The 24,840-nt window shown below is 65.6% G+C and carries 20 protein-coding genes; 19 read left to right on the top strand and 1 reads right to left on the bottom strand.

Going from position 1 to position 24,840, the window contains the following annotated elements; genetic code table 11:
* From flhC to HR9077_RS02335, 19 genes are all read left to right on the top strand, one after another.
* Positions 1 to 615 carry a flagellar transcriptional regulator FlhC gene (gene flhC / locus HR9077_RS02425; protein WP_136064773.1) on the top strand — a complete coding sequence of 205 codons (615 nt, stop codon included), beginning with the start codon at positions 1 to 3 and terminating at the stop codon, positions 613 to 615.
* A 92-nt stretch (positions 616 to 707) separates the two neighbouring features.
* A complete protein-coding gene (gene motA / locus HR9077_RS02420) occupies positions 708 to 1,580 on the top strand; it encodes a flagellar motor stator protein MotA (RefSeq protein ID WP_136064768.1) in 873 nt (290 codons plus the stop codon).
* Positions 1,577 to 2,521 (top strand): flagellar motor protein MotB, encoded by a 945-nt coding sequence (motB, locus tag HR9077_RS02415; RefSeq protein WP_136064766.1) that lies wholly within the window; start codon positions 1,577 to 1,579, stop codon positions 2,519 to 2,521. Before motA ends, motB begins: the two co-directional genes overlap by 4 nt.
* A 17-nt stretch (positions 2,522 to 2,538) precedes the next feature.
* Positions 2,539 to 4,656, top strand: coding sequence for a chemotaxis protein CheA (gene cheA / locus HR9077_RS02410; RefSeq protein WP_136064764.1), 2,118 nt, complete (start codon positions 2,539 to 2,541; stop codon positions 4,654 to 4,656).
* A complete protein-coding gene (gene cheW, locus HR9077_RS02405) occupies positions 4,653 to 5,165 on the top strand; it encodes a chemotaxis protein CheW (RefSeq protein WP_136064762.1) in 513 nt (170 codons plus the stop codon). The genes cheA and cheW overlap by 4 nt, the downstream gene beginning before the upstream one ends.
* A 348-nt stretch (positions 5,166 to 5,513) precedes the next feature.
* Positions 5,514 to 7,217 (top strand): methyl-accepting chemotaxis protein, encoded by a 1,704-nt coding sequence (locus HR9077_RS22290; RefSeq protein WP_136064760.1) that lies wholly within the window; start codon positions 5,514 to 5,516, stop codon positions 7,215 to 7,217.
* 92 nt (positions 7,218 to 7,309) lie between these two features.
* Positions 7,310 to 9,484, top strand: a complete 2,175-nt coding sequence (locus tag HR9077_RS02395; RefSeq protein ID WP_136064758.1) for a methyl-accepting chemotaxis protein — start codon at positions 7,310 to 7,312, stop codon at positions 9,482 to 9,484.
* A gap of 65 nt (positions 9,485 to 9,549) precedes the next feature.
* Positions 9,550 to 11,712, top strand: a complete 2,163-nt coding sequence (locus HR9077_RS02390) for a methyl-accepting chemotaxis protein (protein WP_136064756.1) — start codon at positions 9,550 to 9,552, stop codon at positions 11,710 to 11,712.
* Positions 11,713 to 11,738: 26 nt separating this feature from the next.
* Positions 11,739 to 12,608 (top strand): CheR family methyltransferase, encoded by an 870-nt coding sequence (locus tag HR9077_RS02385; RefSeq protein WP_136064754.1) that lies wholly within the window; start codon positions 11,739 to 11,741, stop codon positions 12,606 to 12,608.
* 62 nt (positions 12,609 to 12,670) lie between these two features.
* Positions 12,671 to 13,732 carry a protein-glutamate methylesterase/protein-glutamine glutaminase gene (locus tag HR9077_RS02380; protein WP_136064752.1) on the top strand — a complete coding sequence of 354 codons (1,062 nt, stop codon included), beginning with the start codon at positions 12,671 to 12,673 and terminating at the stop codon, positions 13,730 to 13,732.
* Between the two features lie 51 nt (positions 13,733 to 13,783).
* Positions 13,784 to 15,484, top strand: coding sequence for a methyl-accepting chemotaxis protein (locus HR9077_RS02375; protein WP_136064750.1), 1,701 nt, complete (start codon positions 13,784 to 13,786; stop codon positions 15,482 to 15,484).
* Positions 15,485 to 15,522: 38 nt separating this feature from the next.
* Positions 15,523 to 15,912 (top strand): chemotaxis response regulator CheY, encoded by a 390-nt coding sequence (gene cheY, locus HR9077_RS02370; RefSeq protein ID WP_031383213.1) that lies wholly within the window; start codon positions 15,523 to 15,525, stop codon positions 15,910 to 15,912.
* 27 nt (positions 15,913 to 15,939) lie between these two features.
* Positions 15,940 to 16,602 (top strand): protein phosphatase CheZ, encoded by a 663-nt coding sequence (gene cheZ, locus HR9077_RS02365; RefSeq protein ID WP_136064748.1) that lies wholly within the window; start codon positions 15,940 to 15,942, stop codon positions 16,600 to 16,602.
* A gap of 188 nt (positions 16,603 to 16,790) precedes the next feature.
* On the top strand, positions 16,791 to 17,960 hold the full coding sequence (gene flhB / locus HR9077_RS02360) for a flagellar biosynthesis protein FlhB (protein WP_136064746.1): 1,170 nt from the start codon (positions 16,791 to 16,793) through the stop codon (positions 17,958 to 17,960).
* On the top strand, positions 17,957 to 20,032 hold the full coding sequence (gene flhA / locus HR9077_RS02355; RefSeq protein WP_136064743.1) for a flagellar biosynthesis protein FlhA: 2,076 nt from the start codon (positions 17,957 to 17,959) through the stop codon (positions 20,030 to 20,032). Before flhB ends, flhA begins: the two co-directional genes overlap by 4 nt.
* Entirely contained in the window at positions 20,032 to 22,368 is a 2,337-nt protein-coding gene (flhF, locus tag HR9077_RS02350; RefSeq protein WP_136064741.1) for a flagellar biosynthesis protein FlhF, read from the top strand. Before flhA ends, flhF begins: the two co-directional genes overlap by 1 nt.
* The gene (locus HR9077_RS02345; protein ID WP_136064739.1) at positions 22,365 to 22,898 is read left to right on the top strand and encodes a hypothetical protein; all 534 of its coding nucleotides are present in this window, start codon (positions 22,365 to 22,367) and stop codon (positions 22,896 to 22,898) included. Before flhF ends, HR9077_RS02345 begins: the two co-directional genes overlap by 4 nt.
* Positions 22,895 to 23,323, top strand: coding sequence for a flagellar protein FlhE (locus HR9077_RS02340; protein ID WP_136064738.1), 429 nt, complete (start codon positions 22,895 to 22,897; stop codon positions 23,321 to 23,323). The genes HR9077_RS02345 and HR9077_RS02340 overlap by 4 nt, the downstream gene beginning before the upstream one ends.
* Positions 23,324 to 23,464: 141 nt before the next feature.
* Positions 23,465 to 24,172: an RNA polymerase sigma factor FliA gene (locus tag HR9077_RS02335; RefSeq protein ID WP_136064736.1), complete on the top strand. Its 708-nt coding sequence runs from the start codon at positions 23,465 to 23,467 to the stop codon at positions 24,170 to 24,172.
* Positions 24,173 to 24,188: 16 nt separating this feature from the next.
* Here HR9077_RS02335 and HR9077_RS02330 read toward each other — a convergent pair whose 3' ends face one another.
* Positions 24,189 to 24,809, bottom strand: coding sequence for a PqiC family protein (locus HR9077_RS02330; RefSeq protein ID WP_136064734.1), 621 nt, complete (start codon positions 24,807 to 24,809; stop codon positions 24,189 to 24,191).
* Between the last annotated feature and the right edge of the window lie 31 nt (positions 24,810 to 24,840).

The following is a 24,840-nucleotide window of genomic DNA, read 5'->3' as shown; positions in this document are numbered from 1 at the left end:
ATGGCTGACAAGAGCCTGGTTACAGAGATGCATCAGGTGCAGATGGCCATCGAACTGATCGAGCTCGGCGCCCGCCTGCAGGTCCTGGAAACCGAAACCGATCTGAGTCGTGCCCGACTGATCAAGCTCTACAAGGAAGTTCGCGGCATGTCGCCGCCCAAGGGCATGCTGCCGTTTTCCACCGACTGGTTCATCACCTGGCTGCCCAACATCCATTCATCGCTTTTCTATAATATTTATCAGCGCCTGATCGACGATCACGATTGCGAGCGCATGGGCGCTTTCGTGCGCGCCTTCCGCCTCTATCTGGAACAGCTTTCCCTGGAAAACGCCGAACCGGTTCTCGGGCTGACGCGTGCCTGGACGCTGGTGCGCTTCTTCGAAAGCGACCTGCTCGAACTTTGCGAGTGCACCAGTTGCCAGGCCAGCTTCGTGGTGCATGCGCATACGCCGGCGCAATCGTTCGTCTGCGGCATCTGTCAGCCGCCGTCGCGCGCCGGCAAGACGCGCAAGCGCCGTGAGGCGGCTAGCCATGCGGTGGCCAAGCAGGCGGACAGGCTGACCATCACGTCACTGGTCGAACTCGAGGAAGCGGCCGATAGACGCAGCGCCTGAGACCGGATTTTCTCGCCATCCCCTCAAGCTACCGGGGCCTCTGCCGATAACAGGTTAGAGGCCCCGGTTCTTTTCAGGCGAAGGAAGTTAATGTGTTAATTCCCCTTGGTTATCTTATTGTTGTCGGCTCCGTGTTCGGTGGCTACATGATGGTGGGCGGGCACCTGGGTGCGCTGTATCAGCCCGCCGAAATCGTGATGATCGCTGGCGCCGCCGTGGGGGCCTTCGTGGCCGCCAACAACGGCAAGGCGATCAAGGCGACCCTGCGGACCTTCTCCAAGCTCAAGCGTACTACCAAGTACAACAAGGCCATGTACATGGAATTGCTGGCCTTGCAGTACAAGCTGCTCTCCAAGGCGCGTCGCGACGGCATGCTGGCCATAGAGCGCGATATCGACGACCCGCAGAACAGCGCCTTGTTCGGTGAATACCCCAAGCTGCTCGGCGATCCGATGATCATGGCCTTTCTGACCGATTACCTGCGCTTGATGGTCAGCGGCAACATGGATCCCTTCGAGATCGATGCGCTCATGGAACATGAGATCGAAACCTTCCAGCACGAAGCCGAGATTCCCGCGCATGCCCTGCATGCCGTGGGCGACGGCCTGCCGGCGTTCGGTATCGTCGCTGCGGTGATGGGGGTGGTGCATGCGCTGGGCTCCGCCGACCAGGGCGCAGCCGAGATGGGCATCCTGATCGCTAACGCGCTGGTCGGGACCTTCCTGGGCATCCTGCTGGCCTACGGTTTCGTCAATCCGGTGGCCGGGCGGATCCTGCATCAGGTCACCGAAGCGGTGAAGATGCTGCAGTGCATCCGCGTCACGCTGATGGCCAGCCTCAATGGCTACGCGCCTCAGCTGGCGGTGGAGTTCGGACGCAAGGCGCTGTTCACCGCCGAGCGGCCGACCTTCACTGAACTGGAAGATCACGTTCGCTCGACCAAGAGCTCGACGGGTGGCTCATGAGTGACCATCGCCCAATCGTCGTCAAGCGCAAGAAGGTCAAGGCCGCGGGGCACCACGGCGGTTCCTGGAAGATCGCCTATGCGGACTTCATGACCGCCCTCATGGCGCTGTTCCTGGTGCTGTGGATTCTTTCCACCGCCAGCGAGTCGGAGCTGTCGAGCATCGCCGAATACTTTCGCACCCCCTTGCCGGTGGCCATGGCGGGCGGCGACAAGTCGACCGCCAGTACCAGCGCGATCCCCGGCGGCGGTCCCGATCCGACACACAGCGACGGCGAGCGTCAGCGCATCGACCAGCGGATCCAGACCCGGCCAAGCGATGAGCAACGTCGCCTGCTGGGGCTGGAGCGGCGTATCGAATCGGTGATCCAGAGCAAGCCGAAGTTGCGCGATCTTCGCTCGCAGTTGCGCATGGAACTGACGCCGGAAGGGCTGCGCATCCAGATCGTCGATACCGAGAAGCGGCCGATGTTCAAGCTGGGCAGCGATCAGGTCGAGGACTACATGCACGATATCCTGCAGGCGATCGCTCCGGTGCTCAACGAACTGCCCAACCGCATCAGCCTGAGCGGGCACACCGACAGCTTGCCGTATTTCGGCGGCGAGCAGGGTTACAGCAACTGGGAGCTGTCGGCCGATCGTGCCAATGCCTCCCGTCGGGAATTGGTGGAGGGCGGTCTGGACCCCGACAAGCTGTTGCGCGTGGCCGGCATGGGTTCGCGGGTGCCATTGAACGCCGAGGACACCACGGACCCGATCAATCGCCGCATCAGTATCGTGGTGCTCGATCGCCAGACCGCCGACGCCATCGAATTCCAGAGCGGCGCGCCCGCTGTGTCGTTGCCCGATACCGGGGAATCCATTCTGCCCGAAGAGCTGAATGTCGAGCCCGCCCTGAACCCGGCGTTGCGTGGCGCTGAACCAGCGCCCAATGCCCCTTGACCCGAGTGGATTAGAGCATGGATATCACTGATTTCTATGACACCTTTTTCGAAGAGGCCGAGGAGCTCCTGAGTGACATGGAGCGCCACCTCCTGGATTTGGATGTCGATGACCCGGACCCGGAACTGCTCAACGCGATCTTCCGCGCCGCGCATTCCATCAAGGGAGGGGCGGGAACCTTCGGCTTTGTCGTGCTGCAGGAAACCACCCATATCCTCGAGAACCTGCTTGACCATACCCGGCGGGGCGAGCTGACCCTGCGCCGGGACATCGTCGATACCTTTCTGGAAGCGAAGGACATGTTGCATGAACAGATGGACGCCTATCGCAATGGCGCCGAGCCCGATCCGGTGGCCTTCGAGCGTATCTGCAATACGCTGAAGCAGCTGGCACTCGATGAGCTGGGCAAGTCGATGGGCGAGCCCACCGAGCAAGCCGCGGCGACGCCGGAGCCCGAAGCGGCCGCCAGCGACGCCGACAGCGGAAAATCGCCTGCCGCGGAGGCTGGCGATGGCGGCGACGTGCTGCGCGTGTCGCTGCTTGACGTCGGCGAGAAGGATCGCCAGCTGCTGGTCGAGGAGCTGGGTCAGTTGGGCACGATCGTCTCCCAGCAGGGCGATGCCAAGCGCTACGAGGTCGACCTGACCGCCAGCGTCAGCGCCGAGGATATCGAGGCGGTGATGTGTTTCATCGTCGAGCCCGAGCAACTGGCCATCGAGCGTGTCGCCAGACCGGCCGCGAAGGCGGCGGAGGTGCAAGCGCCGGCCCAGTCCGAGCCGGCCGACCAGGCCGCCGCCAAGCCGGTCGAGGAGCAGCCCGTGGCGAAGCCGGCCACGGCCGGGTCCGGCGCGTCGACCGACAAGCCCGCAAAAGCCGCCGAGAACAAGGCCGCCGCGGCCAAGAACAAGGCCAGCGAGTCGAGCTCCATCCGGGTGCCGGTCGACAAGGTGGATCAGATCATCAATCTGGTCGGCGAGCTGATCATCACCCAGGCGATGCTCGACCAGACCGCCAGTGAAATCGACGGCGTGACCCACAGTTCACTGCACAACGGGCTCAACCTGCTGCAGCGCAACGCCCGCGACCTGCAGGAAGCGGTCATGTCGATCCGCATGATGCCCATGGATTATGTCTTCAGTCGTTTCCCGCGGCTGGTACGCGATCTGGCCGCCAAGCTCGGCAAGGACATCGAGCTCGTCACCGAGGGCAAGTCCACCGAGCTCGACAAGAGCCTGATCGAGCGCATCATCGACCCGCTTACCCACCTGGTGCGCAACAGCCTCGACCACGGCATCGAGATGCCCGACGCGCGCGAGGCGGCCGGCAAGCCGCGCGGTGGCAAGCTGACGCTCTCGGCGCAGCATCAGGGCGGCAATATCCTGATCGAGGTCATCGACGACGGCGCCGGGCTGTCGCGCAAGAAGATCCTCGCCAAGGCGGAAAGCAACGGTATCGCCGTCTCCGACAGCATGAGCGACGACGACGTCTGGCAGTTGATCTTCGCGCCGGGGTTCTCGACCGCCGACCAGGTCAGCGACGTTTCCGGGCGTGGCGTGGGCATGGACGTGGTCAAGCGGAACATTCAGGCGATGGGCGGTCATGTCGAGATCATGTCCCGGGAAGGCCACGGTACCACCACGCGTATCGTGCTGCCGTTGACCCTGGCGATCCTCGACGGCATGTCGATCAAGGTCGGCGAAGAAGTCTTCATCCTGCCCCTGGGCGCGGTGCTCGAGTCGCTGCAGCCGTCGCGCGACGAGCTGTACTCGATGGCCGGCGACGACCTGCTGCTCAAGGTGCGCGATGAATATCTGCCGGTGATCGCCCTGCATCACGTGCTCGACGTGGCCGATGCGCGGACCGACATCACCGAAAGCATCGTGGTGATCGTCCAGGGCGAGGGGCGGCGCTATGCCCTGGTCGTCGACGATCTGGTCGGTCAGCAGCAGGTCGTCGTCAAGAATCTGGAAACCAATTATCGCAAGGTGCCCGGGATTTCCGCGGCCACCATCCTCGGCGACGGCAGCGTCGCGTTGATCCTGGACATCGCCGATCTCCACCGTCTCAGCCGGCGCAAGAGCACACCGCGCTCCGCCGTCACCAACACGCCTATTCAAGAGGTGATTCCATCATGACCACCGTTCCCCAAACAGCCTCGCCGATCGACAAGGCCCAGGCCCTCGACGCCCATAGCCGCGAATTCCTGGTGTTCTCGCTGGGCAGCGAAGAGTATGCCGTGGACATTCTCAAGGTTCAGGAGATTCGTGGTTACGAAAACGTCACCCGCATCGCCAACGCGCCGGACTTCATCAAGGGCGTGACCAACCTGCGTGGCGTGATCGTGCCGATCGTCGATCTGCGCATCAAGTTCCACCTCGACAACGTCGAATACGGCGGTCAGACCGTGGTCATCGTGGTCAATGTCGGCGAACGCGTCGTCGGCATCGTGGTCGATGGCGTCTCCGACGTCATGACCCTGACGCCCGAGCAGATCAAGCCGGCCCCCGAGTTCGGGGTGACCCTGTCCTCGGATTACCTGAGCGGGCTCGGCAGTCTCGAGGATCGCATGCTGGTGCTGGTCGATATCGACAAGCTGCTCACCAGTGAGGAGATGGCTCTGGTCGATACCGTCAAGGCCAAGTAACCCCTCCAGGCCACCGGCGACGAGCGCCCGGGGCCGGAGCATGGGGCGAAGTTGTCCGCCGACCCCCGTCGCCATGGGCGACGGGGGTCTTGCGCGTGGGTGGCTTGCCGCTCACGGCATGCGGCAACTCCGGCCTGCCCCCCGGCGGGTAGGCAATGATCGTCCGCGCTATCAAGGATCTGCCGCGCCTGCCGATAGCCTCTAACAGGAGGGGCTCGGCGGTGAGCAGGGTATCGATCAGCCCGCTCGCCTATACAACAAGCTGCTCGAGCCGGAACGAGGCCTGGCCCGGGCCTCGACGTTGCCATTCGATCGCTCTATTAAAACGATAGAAGAAGCAGGGGAACCATGAAGCTACTCGATAACATGACCGTCAAGGTCAGCTGGCTGCTGGTGCTGTTGGTATTCAGCACCTTGCTGGTCGGCGTCAGTGCGCTGGGCTGGTATGCCGTGCAGTACAGCCAGCAGGCACTGGGCACGCTCAACCGTGTCAATGTCGAACAGCAGTCGACGCTCAACCGGGTCAACAGCCAGTTGCTCAATCTGCGCCTGACCATCAAGGACGAATACGCGCGGATGACCGGTTCGACCTGGGGATCGCAGGCTTCCCAACTGGAAGCGTTGCCGGCCAGGCTCGGCGAGGTGCGCGATACCTTCGCCAGCTTAAAGGCGATCCCGATACAGCCCGAGCATCAGGCCCTGATCGACCAGCTCGAGGCCGACTTCCATGCACTGGTCGACGAAGCGCTGGCACCTCAGGTGGCAGCACTGACCGACATGGATCTTGCCGCCTACAGTGAACATGCCGGGGCCTCGCAGGAACTCAGTGATGCGTTCTACGCCAGCTCCGTGGCTTTCTTCAGGACCGCCGAGGCCGAGGGCCGTTCGCTCTACGATGAATTTCACGACATGGCGGTGGCGCTCAAGATCGCCATCGGCGTCGCCCTGTCGCTCGCCCTGGCAATGATCCTGGTGGTGCTGTGGGGCATCACCAAGAACGTCATCCGCCCGCTGGAGCACATCGTCGATCATTTCGAGCGCATGGCCGAGGGCGATCTTTCCGCCCCGGTCGAACGCCGCGGCAACAACGAGATCGGCAAGCTGTACGCGGCGCTCTCGCGCATGCAGCAAGGCCTGTCGCGCACCGTGGGGAACGTGCGCCGCAGCAGTCAGTCGATCTATCGCGATTCGCAGAGCATAGCCAATGGCAACAACGACCTGTCGGCGCGTACCGAGCAGCAGGCCGCCTCGCTGGCCGAAACCGCCTCGAGCATGGAGCAGTTGACCTCGACCGTCGATCAGAACGCCGACAACGCGCGCCAGGCCAGTCAGCTCGCCGAGAGCGCGGCGCAGACCGCCGAGCGCGGCGGCAGCGTGGTCGGCGAGGTCGTCGACACCATGCGCGATATCAGCGGCAGTTCGCACAAGGTCGTCGACATCATCGACGTGATCGATTCGATCGCCTTCCAGACCAACATCCTCGCGCTCAATGCCTCGGTGGAAGCGGCCCGCGCCGGCGAGCAGGGGCGTGGCTTCGCGGTGGTCGCCGATGAGGTCCGCAACCTGGCCAGCCGCAGTGCCAGTGCCGCCAAGGAGATCCGCGGCTTGATCGAGGATTCGGTGGCGCGGGTCGATACCGGCTCCCAGCTGGTCGACCAGGCCGGCAACACCATGAACGACATCGTGACCGCGGTGAAGCGCGTCAACGACATCATGGAAGAGATCGCCGCGGCCTCGCAGGAGCAGAGCAACGGCATCGGCCAGACCAACCAGGCGATCAGCCAGATGGACCAGGTCACCCAGCAGAACGCCTCGCTGGTACAGGAGTCGGCGCGGGCCGCCACCACCCTGGCTCAGGAGGCCGACCGGCTGCGCGAGTCGGTGTCCCAGTTCCGGCTCGCCCAGGGGCAGGAGGAGGATGGGGAAACCAGACCGCACCAGGCCGATCACCGGACTCATGCGGTCGCCGGCGGGCAGGCCGCCTTGCCGGCGCGGCGTCAGGACAGTCCCGCACCCGCCAAGAGCGAGGAGCACGACTGGGAATCCTTCTGACCGCTAACGCGTAAACCACAGAATCGGACGACCAGAGCATAACGATAAGCGGCGGCCCGCCCGCCGCAACAACAACCTGCAGGGAAATACACATGCGCAACAATCAGCCCGTCAGCCAACGTGAATATGTGCTCGATGACGAGCACTACCTGATCTCGCGGACCGACCTCAAGGGTCGCATCACCTACGCCAACCCGGCCTTCGTCGAGGTCAGTGGCTTCAGCCGCGACGAACTGATCGGCTCGCCACACAGCCTGGTGCGTCACCCGGACATGCCCGAGGCGGCCTTCGCCAATCTCTGGGAAACCCTGGAAGCCGGCGAGTCGTGGCAGGGCCTGGTCAAGAACCGGTGCAAGAACGGCGATCACTACTGGGTCAACGCCAGCGTCACGCCGATTTTCGAGAACGGTGAGCTGCAGGGCTATGCCTCGGTGCGCGTCAAGGCCGACCCCGAGGCGTACGCCCATGCCGAGCGTGTCTACGCGCAGCTGCGCAGCGGCAAGGCGCGCGGCGTCAAGCTGGTGCGCGGGCAGATCGTCCAGCGCGGCCTGTGGGGGCGGTTGAAGCGCATCCAGTTGCGCTCGCTGCAGGGGCGCATGGTCAGCATCGTCGTCCTGGCCTTGCTGCTGCTGGCAGCGAGCGGCGGGCTGGGGCTGTACGGCCTCGACAAGGCCGGTGAACGAACCCAGTCGCTGCAGCGCGATGGGCTCGAGGACGTGGCGAGGCTCCAGCAGATCGACCAGCTGGCTACCCAGGGCTATCAGCTGCTCTCCAATTCCGATCGCATGGCGCTGATGGAAGCGCGCCTGGACTACGCCGAACGGCTCGAGCAGACCGCTGCGCGCATCGAGACCATCTGGGGCGAATTTACCGCCCGCGACGTCAACGACACCGAGCAGGCCGCCGCCTTCGGCGAGCAGCTCGACGCCTACCTGCAGCAGGGCCTGATGGGCATGGTGTCGGCGTTCAACGGCGCGGAGGCCTTCGATGCCTTCGTGGCGCTGCGCGACAATCTCGAGGCCCTGCAGGATCAGGGCGCCGCACTGTCGGCGCAGGTCAACGAGCTGATCCAGTCGAAGCAGGCCGCCGCCCTCGAGATGGCCCGGCAGGCGCAGGCCGAAAGAGATGACATGCTGCTCTTCCAGAGCGTGCTGCTGGCGACCGGCATGCTGCTGCTGGTGGTAATGGGCTTGCTCAGCGTGCGTGCGATCCGCCGGCCGCTCAATGAGTCGATGCAGTTCACCCAGCAGATTGCCGCCGGCAACCTGGGTGCCACCCTGCCCGAAAGGCGTAGCGGCGAGATGGGTCGTCTTATGGGCGCGCTGGATGTCATGCGCAAGAGCTTGTCGAGCATCGTCAAGGACGTCGATCACAGCGTGGGCATCGTGCGTCCGGCATCGCGGGACATCGCCGACGGCAACGAGGACTTGTCGTCGCGCACCGAGCAGCAGGCCGCCTCGCTGCAGGAAACCGCCTCGAGCATGGAACAGATGACCGCCACGGTGAAGCAGAACGCCTCCAACGCCCGCGAGGCCAGCGGTCTGTCCAGCAATGCCGCGAGCTCGGTACGCGAGAGCGGCGAGGTGATGGGCGACGTGGTCGACACCATGGGCCGGATCACCGACAGCTCGCGCAAGGTCTCCGAGATCATCGGGGTGATCGACTCGATCGCCTTCCAGACCAACATCCTGGCGCTCAACGCCTCGGTCGAGGCGGCGCGTGCCGGCGAGCAGGGGCGTGGTTTCGCGGTGGTTGCCAGCGAAGTCCGCAACCTCGCCGGCCGCAGTGCCGATGCCGCCCGCGAGATCCGCGCGCTGATCGACGGCTCCGCCCAGGAGATCGACAACGGCGCCGCGCTGGTCAAGCGCGCCGAGACCTCGATCGAGGGCGTGGTCGGTGCGGTGCTCAAGGTCAACGACATCATGGGCGAGATCGCCTCGGCGTCGGACGAGCAGACCGGCGGCATCGACCAGATCAACCAGGCGATCGCCCAGATGGACGAAGTGACCCAGCAGAATGCCGAGCGGGTGCAGAGTTCGGCACGCGCGGCGCAGAGTCTCGACGAGCAAGTGAGCAAGCTGGCCGATGCCGTTGCCGTGTTGCGCCTGGCGGGCAGCGGCAGGGAGAGCGTCGACCGGGCGACCCGTTTCAAGGCGGCTCAGGCGCGGCGCCAGATCGGGCAGTCAACGTCATCCTCGCCGGCTGCACCCAGCAAGCCTTCGTCATCATCCACCGTCGCCGACGAACAGGAATGGGCGGCCTTCTAGGCAAGGCAACAACAGTAATCGGTTCGCCTCGACGGTCATAATACTCAGCAGGAATATAAAAGATCATGCGCAACAACCAACCCGTGACCCAACGCGAGTATTCGCTGGATGACGAGCATTACCTGATCTCGAGGACCGATCTCAAGGGGCGTATCACCTATGTGAACCCGGCTTTCGCCGAGGTCAGCGGCTTTGCACGCGAGGAGCTGATCGGCTCGCCGCACAATCTGGTCCGTCACCCGGACATGCCCGAAGCGGCCTTCGCCAATCTCTGGGAAACGCTGGAAGCCGGCGAGTCGTGGCATGGCCTAGTCAAGAACCGGCGCAAGGACGGCGATTACTACTGGGTCAGCGCCAGTGTCACGCCGATCTACGAAGCGGGCGAAGTCCAGGGGTACGCCTCGGTACGTGTCAAGGCCGCCCCCGAAATGTGCGCCTACGCCGAGCGCGTCTATGCGCAGTTGCGTGCCGGCAAGGCTCGCGGGGTCAAGCTGGTGCGCGGGCAGATCGTGCGTCGTGGGCTGATCGGCTGGCTCGGCCGGGTGCGCCTGCGTTCGTTGCAGGGGCGCATGGCGACGATGATCGTGGTGTCGATGCTGCTGCTGGTCGCCAGCGGCGCACTGGGCTTCTACGGGTTGCAGACCGAGGCGGCGCGCCTCGATGCGGTCAATGACAACGGCCTCAAGGATGTCGCCCGCCTGCAGCGGGTCGAACAGTTGATGAATCGCAGTCGATCGCTGCTCGCCGATCCGGTGGGCAATCCGATGGCCGGTGGCCACGAGGAGGCGATCGTCAAGGTCGAGGAGATGGCTGCGGAGGTGAGGACGGTGTGGGACGCCTACATGGCCAGGGACATCAATCATGGCGACGAGGCGGCGACTTTCGCCGCGGGGCTCGAGAACTACGTCGAGGCGGGACTGCTGACGACCGCCCGGAGCCTGACCGACGGCGAGTATTATCAGGCCTTCATCGCCTACAACGACGTGCTCGAACCGGAAGCCGAGCGGCTGAGCGGTATCGTCAGCGGCCTGGTCTCGGCCAAGCAAGACACTGCCCAGGACCTGGTCGAGCGGGCACATGAGACTGAGAAACAGATCCTCACCGCCCAGTTGATCCTGGGCGTGACGGGGCTTTTGCTGCTGATCGTCATGGGGGCGCTGAGCATGCGTGCGATTCGCCGGCCGCTCGACGAGTCCAAGCGCTTCACCCTGCAGATTTCCGCCGGCAACCTGGCGGCGACGATGCCCAGCAATCGTAACGACGAAGTCGGCGAACTGATGGCCTCGCTGAACGTCATGCGGCTGAGCCTGTCGAGCATCGTCAAGGACGTCAATCACAGCGTGGGTATCGTGCGTCCGGCGTCGCGGGACATCGCCGACGGCAACGAGGACTTGTCGTCGCGCACCGAGCAGCAGGCCGCCTCGTTGCAGGAGACCGCCTCGAGCATGGAGCAGATGACCGCCACGGTGAAGCAGAACGCCTCCAACGCCCGCGAGGCCAGCGGTCTGTCCAGCAATGCCGCGAGCTCGGTGCGCGAGAGCGGCGAGGTGATGGGCGACGTGGTCGACACCATGGGCCGGATCACCGACAGCTCGCGCAAGGTCTCCGAGATCATCGGGGTGATCGACTCGATCGCCTTCCAGACCAACATCCTGGCGCTCAACGCCTCGGTCGAGGCGGCACGTGCCGGCGAGCAGGGCCGTGGCTTCGCGGTGGTTGCCAGCGAAGTCCGCAACCTCGCCGGGCGCAGTGCCGACGCCGCCCGCGAGATCCGCGCGCTGATCGACGGCTCCGCCCAGGAGATCGACAACGGCGCCGCGCTGGTCAAGCGCGCCGAGACCTCGATCGAGGGTGTGGTCGGTGCGGTGCTCAAGGTCAATGACATCATGGGCGAGATCGCCTCGGCGTCGGACGAGCAGACCGGCGGCATCGACCAGATCAACCAGGCGATCGCCCAGATGGACGAAGTGACCCAGCAGAACGCCGAGCGGGTGCAGAGTTCGGCACGCGCGGCGCAGAGTCTCGACGAGCAAGTGAGCAAGCTGGCCGATGCCGTTGCCGTGTTGCGCCTGGCGGGCAGCGGCAGGGAGAGCGTCGACCGGGCGACCCGTTTCAAGGCGGCCGAACACCGCCGCGAACTCAGCCATGTGACTTCGGAAACCGCCGCGACGTCGGCGAAGCCGGCAAGAACGCCAGCCGGCAGTGAATCCGAATGGGAGGCCTTTTGAACACCCGAGTGGACTATTCCGAAAGTATGAGTTCCGGCACCGCGGGCGCCTCCCTGGAGCGCGATCTGACGATGACCGACATGGACTTCGATCGCGTGCGCAAGCTGATCTACCAGCGCGCTGGCATCGTGTTGGCGGAGCACAAGCGCGAGATGGTCTACAGCCGCCTCGCGCGGCGCCTGCGTCACCACAAGCTGACGCTGTTCTCGGAGTACCTGGCGCGCCTCGAGCGTCACCCCGATTCCAAGGAGTGGGAAGCATTCACCAATGCGCTGACCACCAACCTGACGGCGTTCTTCCGTGAAGCGCACCACTTCCCGCTGCTCGCCAACCATGTCGCGGCCAGCACGGGCCCGGTGCGTGTCTGGTGCGCGGCGGCGTCGACCGGGGAGGAGCCGTACTCGATCGCCATGACGCTCCAGGAGACGCTGGGCGCGCGTGCCCGCGAGGCGCGGATCGTTGCCACCGACATCGATACCGAGGCGCTGGCCAAGGCGCGCGAGGCGGTCTATCCCCTCGAGCAGGTGCTCAAGCTGAGCGAGACGCGGCGCAAGCAGTTCTTCCTGCGCGGTGGCGGCGCGCGTGCCGGGCTGGCGCGGATTCGTCCCGAACTGACCGCCATGATCGAACTGCGCCAGCTCAATCTGTTGTCACCGAACTGGGGGCTGGATGGTGGCTTCGATGCGATCTTCTGCCGCAACATCATGATCTATTTCGACAAGCAGACCCAGGCGAAAATACTCGAGCGTTTCGTGCCATTGCTCAAGCCCAACGGGCTGCTGTTCGCCGGCCATTCCGAGAATTTTTCCTATATCAGCCAGGCATTCCGGTTGCGCGGCCAGACCGTCTACGAGTTGGCCTCGCAACCCTCAAGTCGTTCATCGGCAAGCCGATAACTTCAAGACTAACGCAATTTCCCGCGCGGTGCGTCCGCCCGGGAAAGGAGAGGAGAGAGCCCTTGAGCGCCCCCAAGATCAAGGTACTGTGTGTCGACGATTCAGCGCTGATCCGTGATCTGATGAGCGAGATCATCAACTCGCAATCGGACATGGAAGTGGTGGCGACCGCCCCCGACCCGCTGGTGGCACGGGACCTGATCAAACGCACCAACCCCGATGTCCTGACGCTGGATGTGGAAATGCCGCGCATGGATGGGCTCGACTTCCTCGAGCGGCTGATGCGACTGCGTCCGATGCCGGTGTTGATGGTATCGTCGCTCACCCAGGCGGGTTCCGAGATCACCCTGCGTGCGTTGGAACTGGGCGCCGTGGACTTCGTCTCCAAGCCGCAATTGGGCATTCGCAGCGGCATGCTCGATTACAGCGAGATGATCGCCGACAAGATTCGCGCCGCCGCACGGTCGCGACCGCGGGCCGCGCGGCGTCAGCAGGACGCGCCGGCAGAGCCGATCAAGGCGCCGTTCATTTCCAGTGAGAAGCTGATCATCATCGGCGCGTCCACCGGCGGCACCGAGGCGATCCGCCATGTGCTCGAGCCGCTGCCGGCCAATACCCCGGCGATTCTGATCACCCAGCACATGCCCGGCGGCTTCACCCGCTCGTTCGCCGAGCGGCTCGACCGCCTGTGCCGGATCAATGTCAAGGAAGCTGAGGATGGCGAGCGGGTGCTGCCTGGCCATGCCTACATCGCCCCCGGGGATCGTCACCTCAAGCTGGCGCGCAGCGGTGCCAACTATGTCGTGGCGCTCGACGACGGCGAGCCGGTCAATCGTCACCGCCCTTCGGTGGATGTGCTGTTCAACTCGGCCGCCAAGAACGCCGGCCGCAACGCGATCGGCGTGATCCTGACCGGCATGGGCAAGGACGGCGCCCTGGGATTGCTGGAAATGCGCAAGGCCGGCGCGCATACGCTGGCCCAGAGCGAGCCGACCTGCGTGGTCTACGGCATGCCCCGCGAGGCGGTCGCGGTGGGTGGCGCCGTCGAGATCGTCGACCTGGAGCAAATGGCGGGCAAGATCATGCAGCAAGTGGCCTCTTCGGGACGTGCCCAGCGTGTCTGATGTCCGTGCGAGCGCTGCAATGCCAACAACGCTGAAAACCGAGAGAGGTCTATGAAACGCCTGTTCGCCAATCTGTCCATAAGCTCGCTGTTGAGTATCGCCGTGGTGATCTTCGGCGTGCTGATCCTGGTCGTCGCCGCACTGGGCTACCGGGCCGATCGCATCAGCGAAGCGTCGATCGGTACGCTCAACCGGATCAACGTCGAGCAGCTCAACGAGATCGGCCGTGCCGAATCGTTGATGTTGTATAGCCGCATGCGCACCAATGATGTCGTGTCAGCACGCATGATGGGGCGTTTCGGCGAGGCCAAGGACTATCTCGGCGAGGCCCAGGGCTATCTGGAGCGGGCGCGGGCGCGTTTCACCAACTTCCAGACGGTGCCCAAGACGGCGGCAGGCACGGCTTATGTCACGCCCCTCGAAACCAGCATGACGGCATTGTTCGACAACCTCGACCAGCAGATGGCCGCGCTCGAGCAGCTCGACATGGAAACCTTCGATACGCTCAAGGCGCAAGAGAGTGACATCAGTGCGGCTTTCGATCAGGCCATGACCGACTTCGTGCATTACGCCGGCGACCGTGGCGACCAGATCATCGCCGGCTTTCACGCCGAGACCCGCCGCAGCGAGATGATCGGCCTGGGCGTGGTGATTTTCGCGCTGCTGCTGCTCGCCGCGCTGCGGCTGGGACTGGCGCGCCTGGTGGTCGGGCCGCTGCGCGAGGCGGTCGAGCACTTCCAGCGTATCGCCCAGGCGGACCTGTCCCACGAGATCAAGTCATCGACGCGCAACGAGATCGGCAAGCTGTTCGCCGCCATGCGCGACATGCAGCAGGGGCTTTCGAAAACCGTGCGCACGGTGCGCGACAGCAGTGGCTCGATTCACCTGGGTGCCCGCGAGATCGCCGGCGGTAACACCGACCTGTCCTCGCGTACCGACCAGCAGGCGGCCTCGATCGCCGAGACCGCGGCGAGCATGGAAGAGCTGACGGCGACCGTAAAGCAGAACGCCGACAATGCCCGCCAGGCCAGCACCCTGGCCAACGAGGCATCGTCGACGGCCGGCCGCGGCGGCGAGGTGGTCGACCAGGTGATCACCACCATGCAGGGGATCTCGGCGAGCTCCAAGCAGATCGCCGATATCACCGGGGTGATCGACTCGATCGCCTTCCAGACCAACATCCTCGCGCTCAACGCCTCGGTCGAGGCGGCGCGGGCCGGGGAGCAGGGCCGCGGTTTCGCGGTGGTCGCCGGTGAAGTCCGCAACCTGGCTAGCCGCAGCGCTTCGGCGGCCAAGGAGATCCGCGAACTGATCGACGGCTCGGTCACCCAGGTCAAGCAGGGCTCGACGCTGGTCGAGGAAGCCGGCACCACCATGCGCGATGTGGTTTCCGCGGTGCATCGGATGACCGACATCATGGATGAGATCTCGGCCGCCTCGCAGGAGCAGAGCGATGGCATCACCCAGGTCGGCACTGCTGTCTCGCAGATGGACGAGGTCACCCAGCAGAATGCGGCACTGGTCCAGCAGGCCGCCGCCGCGGCCGCCTCGCTGGAAGAACAGGCCGATCGTCTGGAGCGGGCCGTGTCGCTGTTTCGTCTGTCCGACGACACTCGTTCGCCCCAGGATGCCGCTACCGCCGCTTCGTCGCTGCCACAGACCGGCGCGACGGCCGGCCCGACACATGCCTCCCGCCGTCCCGCCAAGCCCGAGCCGTCGCTCGAGAGCGCAGACGACTGGGAAGAATTTTGACAACGTGTTGCCCAACCCGATCGAGATGAGGAAGCAAGATGGCCGACAAGAACATGAGCATTCTGGTGGTAGACGATTTTCCCACCATGCGCCGTATCGTACGTAGCCTGCTGAAGGAACTGGGCTACACCAACGTCGAGGAGGCCGAGGACGGCCAGGACGCGCTGGGCAAGTTGCGTGCCGGTGGTTTCGAATTCGTGGTCTCCGACTGGAACATGCCCAACCTGGATGGGCTCGAGATGCTCAAGCAGATCCGCGCCGACGATGCGCTCAAGTCGCTGCCGGTATTGATGGTGACTGCCGAAGCCAAGAAGGAAAACATCATTGCCGCTGCCCAGGCAGGCGCCAACGGCTATGTCGTCAAGCCCTTCACCGCGGCCACGCTGGAAGAAAAGCTCAACAAGATATTCGAGAAACTGGGCAAATAAGATCAATTTCGTGGAGGAGGGCAAGCAATGAGCGTTCAAGCGCAGCATGCCGGCACTCAGCAGGGGGAAGACCTGGTCCAGCGGATCGGGCAGGTGACGCGCATGCTGCGAGACAGCATGCGGGAACTGGGGCTGGACAAGGAGATCGAGAAGGCCGCCGAGGCGATTCCCGACGCACGCGACCGGTTGAGCTATGTGGCGACGATGACCGAGCAGGCGGCCGAGCGGGCGCTCAACGCCATCGACCGCGCGCAGCCGATACAGGACGCCCTGGAAAGTCGTGCCGAGGAGCTCGACACGCGCTGGGCGCAGTGGTTCGCCGAGCCCAAGGAGCTCGACGAGGCCAAGGAGCTGGTGACCGATACCCGTGCCTATCTGAGCGCGGTACCCGCGCAGACCCGGGCGACCAACGCCGAATTGCTCGAGATCATGATGGCCCAGGACTTTCAGGACCTGACCGGCCAGGTGATCAAGCGCATGATGGACATGATCAAGGAGATCGAAAACCAGCTCGTTCAGGTGTTGCTGGATAACGTGCCCGATAGCCAGGATCGTCAGGAACTGCGCAAGTCGTTGGTCAACGAGCGTGAAGCCTCGCTGCTCAACGGGCCGCAGATCAAGCCCGAGAGTGCCGACGTGGTCAGTGACCAGGGCCAGGTCGACGACCTGCTGGACTCGCTGGGCTTCTGATTCGGAAGGCGGCGTACGGCTGATGCCGGCGCTGCCTTGACGTAACCTTCCCGCACGCTTGCGCTTCCTGCAGCGCGACAATCGTGGATTAACGCCCGATTCGTCGCGCTTTTTGCGTGTTTGTTGACCGCCGCTGCCGCGCAGAATAAGCCTCGTTCGAATTTTGCCGAAAACTCGGCGCGGGGACCATGGCCGACGACAGCAGCAGCGACGAGGAAAAGACCGAAGACCCCACACCGCGACGCCAGGAAAAGGCCCGCGAGGAGGGGCAGGTCGCGCGCTCGCGCGAACTTTCCACCTTTCTGATGCTGCTCGGCGGTGTCATTGGCCTGTGGACGATGGGCGGCATGCTCTACGACCAGTTGGGTCTGGTCATGGAGCAGTCGTTCCTGTTCGACCGCGGCATCCTCTTCGACAGTGCGCGGATGATGGCGCATGTCTGGAAGCTCGGCAGCACCACGCTGTTCGCCCTGATTCCGTTGTTTCTGCTGCTGGCGGTCATCGCGCTCGTCGCCCCGGGGCTGCTCGGCGGCTGGCTGATTTCAGGCAAGTCGCTGCAACCCAAGTTTTCCAAGCTCAATCCTGCCAAGGGCTTGAAGCGGATGGTCTCGTCCCAGGCCCTGGCCGAGCTGGCCAAGGCGATTGCCAAGTCGCTGCTTACCGGCAGCGTGGCCTTCGTCTTTCTGTGGTACAAGCGCGACGAGTTTCTGGGGCTGATGAACCAGCCGATCCAGCAGGCGCTCTATCACGCCATGCAGCTGGCGGCGCTGTGTTGCGGCCTGATCGTGCTCTCGCTGGTGGTGGTGATCCTGATCGACGTGCCCTATCAGCTGTGGAGTCACAACAAGCAGCTGCGCATGACCAAGGACGAGATCAAAAAGGAACACAAGGAGTCCGAGGGCGACCCGCAGGTCAAGGGGCGCATCCGCCAGCAGCAGCAGGCGATGGCGCGCGGACGCATGATGAGCAAGGTTCCCGAGGCCGACGTGATCGTCACCAACCCCACGCACTATGCGGTGGCGCTGAGCTATCGCGACGGCGAGATGGGCGCCCCGCGAGTCGTCGCCAAGGGGGCCGATGCGGTGGCGGCGCGAATCCGCGAGATTGGCGACGAGTACCGTATTCCGCGGCTGGAAGCCCCGCCCCTGGCCCGGGCGCTGTATCGACATGTCGATCTCGACCGCGAGATCCCGGCCGATCTGTACACCGCGGTCGCCGAAGTCCTGGCGTGGGCGTTTCGCCTGCGTCAGGTGCGCCAGGAGGGGGGCGACGCACCCGAACCGCCGCGCGATATCCAGGTGCCCGTTGAAATGGCGGACAGCCCCAACGATGCCTCTTCCCACGAGGAAACGCGATGAACCTGATGAATTCCCTGGGCCAGAACTGGCTGGGCAACGTCCCCTTGAAGCTACTGGCCGGGCCGGTGCTGATCATCATGATCCTGTCGATGATGATCCTGCCGCTGCCGCCGTTCGCCCTGGATATGTTCTTCACTTTCAATATCGCCCTGGCGATCATGGTCCTGCTGGTCAGCATGTTCACCAGCAAGCCGCTGGATTTCGCGGCCTTTCCGGCGGTGCTGCTGTTCACCACGCTGCTGCGCCTGTCGCTCAACGTCGCCTCGACGCGGGTGGTGCTGATGGAGGGCGACGCCGGGGGCGACGCCGCGGGGAAGGTGATCGAGGCGTTCGGCGAGTTCCTGATCGGCGGCAACTTCGCGGTGGGCCTGGTGGTGTTCCTGATCCTGGTGATCATCAACTTCATGGTCATCACCAAGGGCGCGGGGCGTATCGCCGAGGTCGGCGCGCGCTTCACGCTGGATTCCATGCCCGGCAAGCAGATGGCCATCGATGCCGACCTCAACGCTGGCCTGATCGGCGAGGAGGACGCCAAGAAACGGCGCGGCGAGATCGCCCAGGAAGCCGATTTCTACGGCTCGATGGATGGTGCCAGCAAGTTCGTGCGCGGTGACGCCGTGGCCGGCTTGATCATCATGGTGGTCAACCTGATCGGCGGGCTGCTGATCGGCATGCTGCAGCACGACATGGCGTTCGCCGACGCCGCTCGCACCTATGCCCTGCTGACCATCGGCGACGGCCTGGTCGCGCAGATCCCGGCGCTGGTGATCTCGACGGCGGCGGGCGTCACCGTCTCGAGGGTCAACACCGAGCAGGATGTCGGTCAGCAGATGATGAGCCAGCTGTTCAACAATCCCCACGTGCTGATCCTGGCGGCGTGCGTGATGGGGTTGCTGGGACTGGTGCCGGGCATGCCCAACTTCGTGTTCCTGCTGTTCAGCGTGATCCTCGGTGCGCTGGCCTGGTGGATGATCCGCAAGCGCGAGGACAAGCTCGCCGAGGAGGTCGTCAACCGGGAACCGACAACGGCGCCCGAAGTCCCCGAAGCCAGTTGGGACGATGTCCAGCTGGTCGATACCCTGGGCCTCGAGGTCGGTCACCGGTTGATCCCGCTGGTCGACCACCGTCAGGATGGCGAACTGCTGGGGCGGATAAAGAGCGTGCGCAAGAAATTCGCCCAGGAGGTGGGCTTTTTGCCGCCGGTGGTGCATATCCGCGACAATCTGGAGCTCGGCCCCAACCATTACGTGATCACCCTCAAGGGGGTCGAGGTCGGGCGCGCCGAAGCCTACCCCGGCAAGTGGCTGGCGATCGATCCGGGGCAGGTCTCCGGTCATCTCGAGGGCGCGATGACCGAGGATCCGGCGTTCGGCCTGCCGGCGGTGTGGATCGAAGGCGGCCAGCGCGAACAGGCACAGATCTATGGCTACACGGTGGTCGACGCCGGGACGGTGGTGGCGACGCATCTCAACCATCTGCTGCACGAGCACTCCGGCGACATGCTGGGGCGCCACGAAACGCAGCAGTTGCTCGACAAGCTGGGCGAGGACAACAAGGCGCTGGTCGAGGACGTGGTGCCCAAGCTGGTGTCGCTGACGACCCTGCAGCGCCTGTTGCAGAACCTGCTCGAGGAGGAGGTCTCGATTCGCGACATGCGCACCATCCTCGATACCCTGGCCGAACATGCCACGCCGCAGAGCGATGTCCATGAACTGACCTCGGTGGTGCGCATGGCCCTGGGACGGGCGATCACCCAGCAGTGGTTCCCGGGCAGCAGCGAATTGCATGTGATTGGCCTCGACGCCAACCTGGAGCAGGTGCTCAGCCAGGCGATGAACGGCGGCGGGGCGATCGAGCCCGGACTGGCCGACACCCTGATGCAGCAGACCGAGGCCGGTCTGGCCCGCCAGGAAGCGCTGGGCGAGCCCACCGTGCTGGTCGTGACGCCGTCGCTGCGCCCGCTGCTGGCGCGCTTCCTGCGCCGCCGCCTGCGCCACCTGGTGGTGATGTCGCAGGCCGAGATCCCCGATGACCGTACGATTCGAGTAACGACGCTGGTCGGAGGCCGTTGATGAGCGTTAGACGTTTTATAGGCGCCAATAGCCGCGACGCGATGCGCCAGGTGCGCGCGGCGCTGGGCGAGGACGCCCTGATACTGGCCAATCGCCGTGTCGACGCCGGGGTCGAGATACTGGCCCTGGCGGAAGAGCCGGGCCCGGCGGATGCCCTGCCGGTCGAGCGGCGAAGCGCGACCAGCGAGCCGCAGGCCGGCGCGGCGCGCAGTGCCGCTCGCGCCTATGCGCCGGTGCCGCCCCCCGTGCCGACGCGTCCGGCGTCGCCCGCCGCGCCCCCGTCGCCCGTGGGCGGCCAGGACGGCGAGCGGACGGACGACTTCGCCGCCTTCAGTGCGCGCCTGCTCGACGAGATGCAGGACCTGCGCTCGCTGATTGCCGATCGTCAGCCCCGTCAGGAAGCCGCACCGAGCGAAGAGGACAACCGCCATCGGCTCAACCGCCGGCTGCAGAACGCCGGCTTCGGCAATGCCCTGGCCCGGGAACTGCTCGATGCGCTGCCCGGCGAGCTGGTCCAGGGCGATCCCCTGCAGGCCGCCGCCTGGCTTCAGCGCCAGCTCAGCGGGCGTCTCGACGTGCTCGAGGACGAAGCCGGGCTACTCGACCAGGGCGGGGTGTTCGCGCTGCTCGGCCCGACCGGGATCGGCAAGACCACCACCACCGCCAAGCTGGCCGCGCGCTACGTGATGCGTCACGGTGCCGGCGGGGTGGCGCTGATCACCACCGACAGTTATCGCATCGGCGCTCACGAACAGCTGCGCATCTATGCCCGGCTACTGGGTGCCGAGGTCCATGCGCTGGCCAACGACGCGCCGCTCGGCGAATTGCTGACGAAGCTCGAGGACAAGCGTCTGGTGATCATCGATACCGTGGGCATGAGCCAGCGCGACCAGCGGCTGGTCGGCCAGGTGGCGATGCTCGGCGAATCGACCCAGGGTGCGCCCCGGGCGGTCCGGCGTTTGCTGCTGCTCAATGCGGCCAGCCATGGCGAGACCCTCGACGAGGTGGTGGAAACCTACCAGCGAGCGTCGCTCGCCGCCGGAGCGCCGCTCTACGGGGCGATCCTGACCAAGGTCGACGAGGCGCCGAGGCTTGGCGCGGTACTCGATATCGCCATCCGCCATGGGTTGCGCCTGCATTACGTCTCGCAGGGGCAGCAGGTGCCCGAGGACCTGCAGCTCGCCGATCGCCGGGTGCTGGTCGAGCAGGCCCTGGCGGTGGCCGACGACTCGGCCTTCAGCGGCGATCCGCTGGAGTGGCAGCAGTCGCCGTCCCCCCAGCGCTGGAAGACCTTGTCGCGCGGCCTGTTCGGCCAGGGGCGCAACCTGGCGGCGCTGTTCGGCCGTCTGCGCGAGCGGGTCGGCGGTTTCGCCCAGCTCGAAACGGCCTGGCACTGGCTGGGCTATCCGATTGAGGCGCAGCAGCAGCGGTTGCCGCGCCTGCAGGCGGCCTGGCGAGGCGAGGGCGCCGAAAGCGAGGCGTTCGGCGGCGAGTCGCCGCATGGCCTGCTGTGGCCGCGCAGTGCGGCGGTCAAGGGCACCGACTGGTACTTGCCTGCCGTGCCGCTCAACGGCGAAGGGCTGGCCCAGACGCTGCCCTGGGCGGTGCACCATCAGCCGGCCGGCGAGGCCGAGAAGCTGCGTCACGCCACCCATTGGCTGGGCTTGCAGACGCAGTGGCTGCCCCGTTGCCCGACGGCGGTGGTTCGCCACGAGCTCGATGCGGCAGGGGTGCGCTGGGTCGCCATGGCCCAGGCCAATACCCGGGTCAGCGTCGATGGCGTGCGCCACGGCCTGGCGGCGCTGCAGGCCCAGGCCACGTCCGACGCGAGCCGCACATGCCGTTACCGCGGCCGCAATGCCCGGCTGCAGAGTGCGCGGCTGCGCGTCTCCCTCGATGCGCCGGATTCACTGACGGCCTGGTTCGTCACCCTGACCGACCTGGACAACGGCCGGGTCCTGGGACGTCGCTATTGGCTGGCGCCCTCCGTCGATTCCGCGAGCTGCCTCGCGGCCTTTGCCGCCCAGCTGGCCCACGAGGAACTGCCGCTGCTGGCCCGTCGTGCCTGGCAGTGGCTGGCCTCCTCGCAGGTGTCGCGCGTGGATGACGAGCTGCGGGTATGGATCGCCACCGCGCTGGCGTCGCTGGCGGTCCGGCTCGATCAGGAACAGGCCGACTGGGCGGTGGACGTGCGCGGTCAGTTGCTGAACATGCTCGGCAGCGCCCGCAAGCGCAGCGCCCAGGCGCTGCTCGAGGCGCTGTGGTACCTATTCACCGCCCGTGATGCCTTCCTGCTGGCGAGCGGGCAGATGCAGGATGACAGGGAACAGCCGTGAGCCAGATCGATCAAGCGGCCGGCCTGCGTCGCTGGGCGGAGGCCGAACTCGGCGCTGAAACCGCCGGTGAGGATGCCACGCCGGCACCCGCCGCACCGGTGGCCACGTCGCGGGTGTTGATGGTCCTCGGGCTGGCGGGAGGCGAAAATGCCGCGACGCAAGCGGTGCACGACGCCCTGCAGCGCTGGCACGTTCAGGGCCAGCGGTGGGTGGGTACCCCGGAAGCCTGGCGCCTGGTGCCGGTCAGCGTCGAGAGCCCTTATCTTCCCACCTTGCTGGGCCAGCAGGCGCACTGGGCGTTGTGGGTAGGCGACGATGGCGACGGCTTTCGGCGCGCCTATCGCACGCTCAAGCGTCTCGCCCAGCGCGGCGGACCCAAGCGGCTGCTGCTGGTGCATCCGCCGTTGGCGTCACGGGCCGGGTTGTTGAGCAATCTTCAGCAGGCAGCCGCCGAGTTCCTGGGGTTCGAGTTGTGGGTCGTGCCGGTACCGCGACGTGCACGGCGCGTCGCAAGGGAGGATCGGGCATGAACGCTCGGCTCGCGGCGCGGTGCGCTCTGCGAGGCTTGGCCGGCGCCGCGCTGGCCAGCGCGCTCTTTCCGGCATGGGCGGGGGCCGCCGGCAGTTGGGTCGACGAAGCGCCGAGCGTCAGGCTGTTCACGCCGGGGCGCGAGGTCGTCTCGCAACCCTTCAAGCCGCCTGCGCCGCTGGCGAGCGGCGAGGTCACTTCCATCAGCTGGCGCTTTGAGCCGCCGCCGGGCGCACCGCGGCTGGAGGCCCGGTTATGCCATCCGCAGCGCTGCCAGCGGTTGCTTGCGCCGCGCGGGAAAAGTGACTTCCTGGCCGGGTTGAGCGCCGCGGGGCCCTTCGTGTTGCGCTTTCGCCTGCCCGAAGCGACACGCCCGTCGGCGCCGCTGCGGGTCGAAGGGTTGCAGCTGATCGTCAATTACCGGTGAGGCATAAAGCCTCGCTAAAAGCTTGAATAACCTGCCACCAGAGGGGGTATTCATCGCTTGGTAAGAGGCGGGGGAGCGTAATAATTCCATCATCGGCAGCCGGTCCGGCGCTGCCATGGTCACACAGGTCCCAGACGCGGAATGTATACGGCACAAGGTAAAATCGATCAGCATGCTTTGCTCGACCAGTATTTGCCGGTGGTCAGGCGCCAGGCCCTGGCGTTGCAGGTGCGACTGCCGGCGAGTGTCGATCTCGATGACTTGATCCAGGCTGGCATGGTGGGCCTGCTCGATGCGCTGGGGCGTTACAATGCCGACCAGGGCGCGAGCTTCACCACCTACGCCAGCCAACGCATACGCGGATCGATGATCGACGAACTGCGCAGTCGCGACTGGGTGCCGCGCAGCGTGCGACGCAACGCGCGCGCGATCGACGAGGCCACCCGTCGCCTCGAGCAGCGGCTCGGGCGTCCCGCCGAGGAGCGCGAGATCGCCGATCACCTGTCGCTGAGCCTCGGCGAGTATCATCAGCGCCTGGCGGACACCAACGGGGGGCACTTGCTCGGCTTCGAGGACCTCGTCGAGGAGGGCGGCGAGCCGGAGGCGGGTGAAGCGGCGCCGAAGTCACCGTTCGATGCGCTGGCCAGTGGCGATCAACGCGCGCGCCTGGTCGCGGCCATCGACAAGCTGCCGGAACGCGAGAAGTTGTTGCTGGGGTTGTACTACCAGGAAGAGCTCAATCTCAAGGAGATCGGCGCGGTGCTCGGCGTCAGCGAATCGCGGGTCTGCCAGCTGCACAGCCAGGCGGTGGCCCGGCTGCGCGGCCAGCTGACTGCCGACGACGAGTGATCGCCGGCGGGCGCCGCTAGTCGCCCGTGCCCCGTGCGCGCAGCCGACGGATCTGCGTGGCGAAATCGGCTGCCACCTTGTCCCAGCTTGCCCCCAGCGCGCGCACCAGCGCCGGATACCCATCCTCGGCGAGCGGGGTGCTGGCCGAGAAGTCCCGCTCGAGGAGCAGTTCACCCTCCGCCCCCCGCAACTGCCAGTAGCCGCTGGCGATGCCCACCCCCGTATAGTGCCCCTGGAACTGCTCGACGTTGACCTGCAGGCGTAGGGCGTCGGGAGAGCCGCCGCCCACGAGTATGCGGGTGTCGGGAAGTTCGGCGGCGAGCCGCTGACGCAGGCCGCGAGCAAGCTGCCGGCCGAGGGCCTCGGCCCATTGATGGTTGCTGGCCTGTCGCAGGCGAATCGCATCGGGCTGCAGCACGATGCCCGGCTCGTCGAGATAACCGGCTACCGTCAGCCGGTCGATGACCACGCTGTAATCGGCCATCGTCGCGGTGTCTTCCGAGGCCCCCATGCCCACTGCAGCGCCGCTCGCCGGAGACGGCAGCGTGTAGCGCTCGGTGGTCTGGGGCGTGCCGGCGCATCCTCCGGCGGCGAGCAGTGCGATGCTCGCCGCGGCCAGCCAAAGTCTTGGTGTCATTCCTTTTCCTCCTGGAGCAGCCAAGCCCCTG

Origin of the sequence: Modicisalibacter radicis (assembly GCF_900961225.1) — a bacterium.
GTDB lineage: Bacteria > Pseudomonadota > Gammaproteobacteria > Pseudomonadales > Halomonadaceae > Modicisalibacter.
Note: the sequence above shows the minus strand (reverse complement) of the source record. Positions and strands in the feature narration are given on the sequence as shown.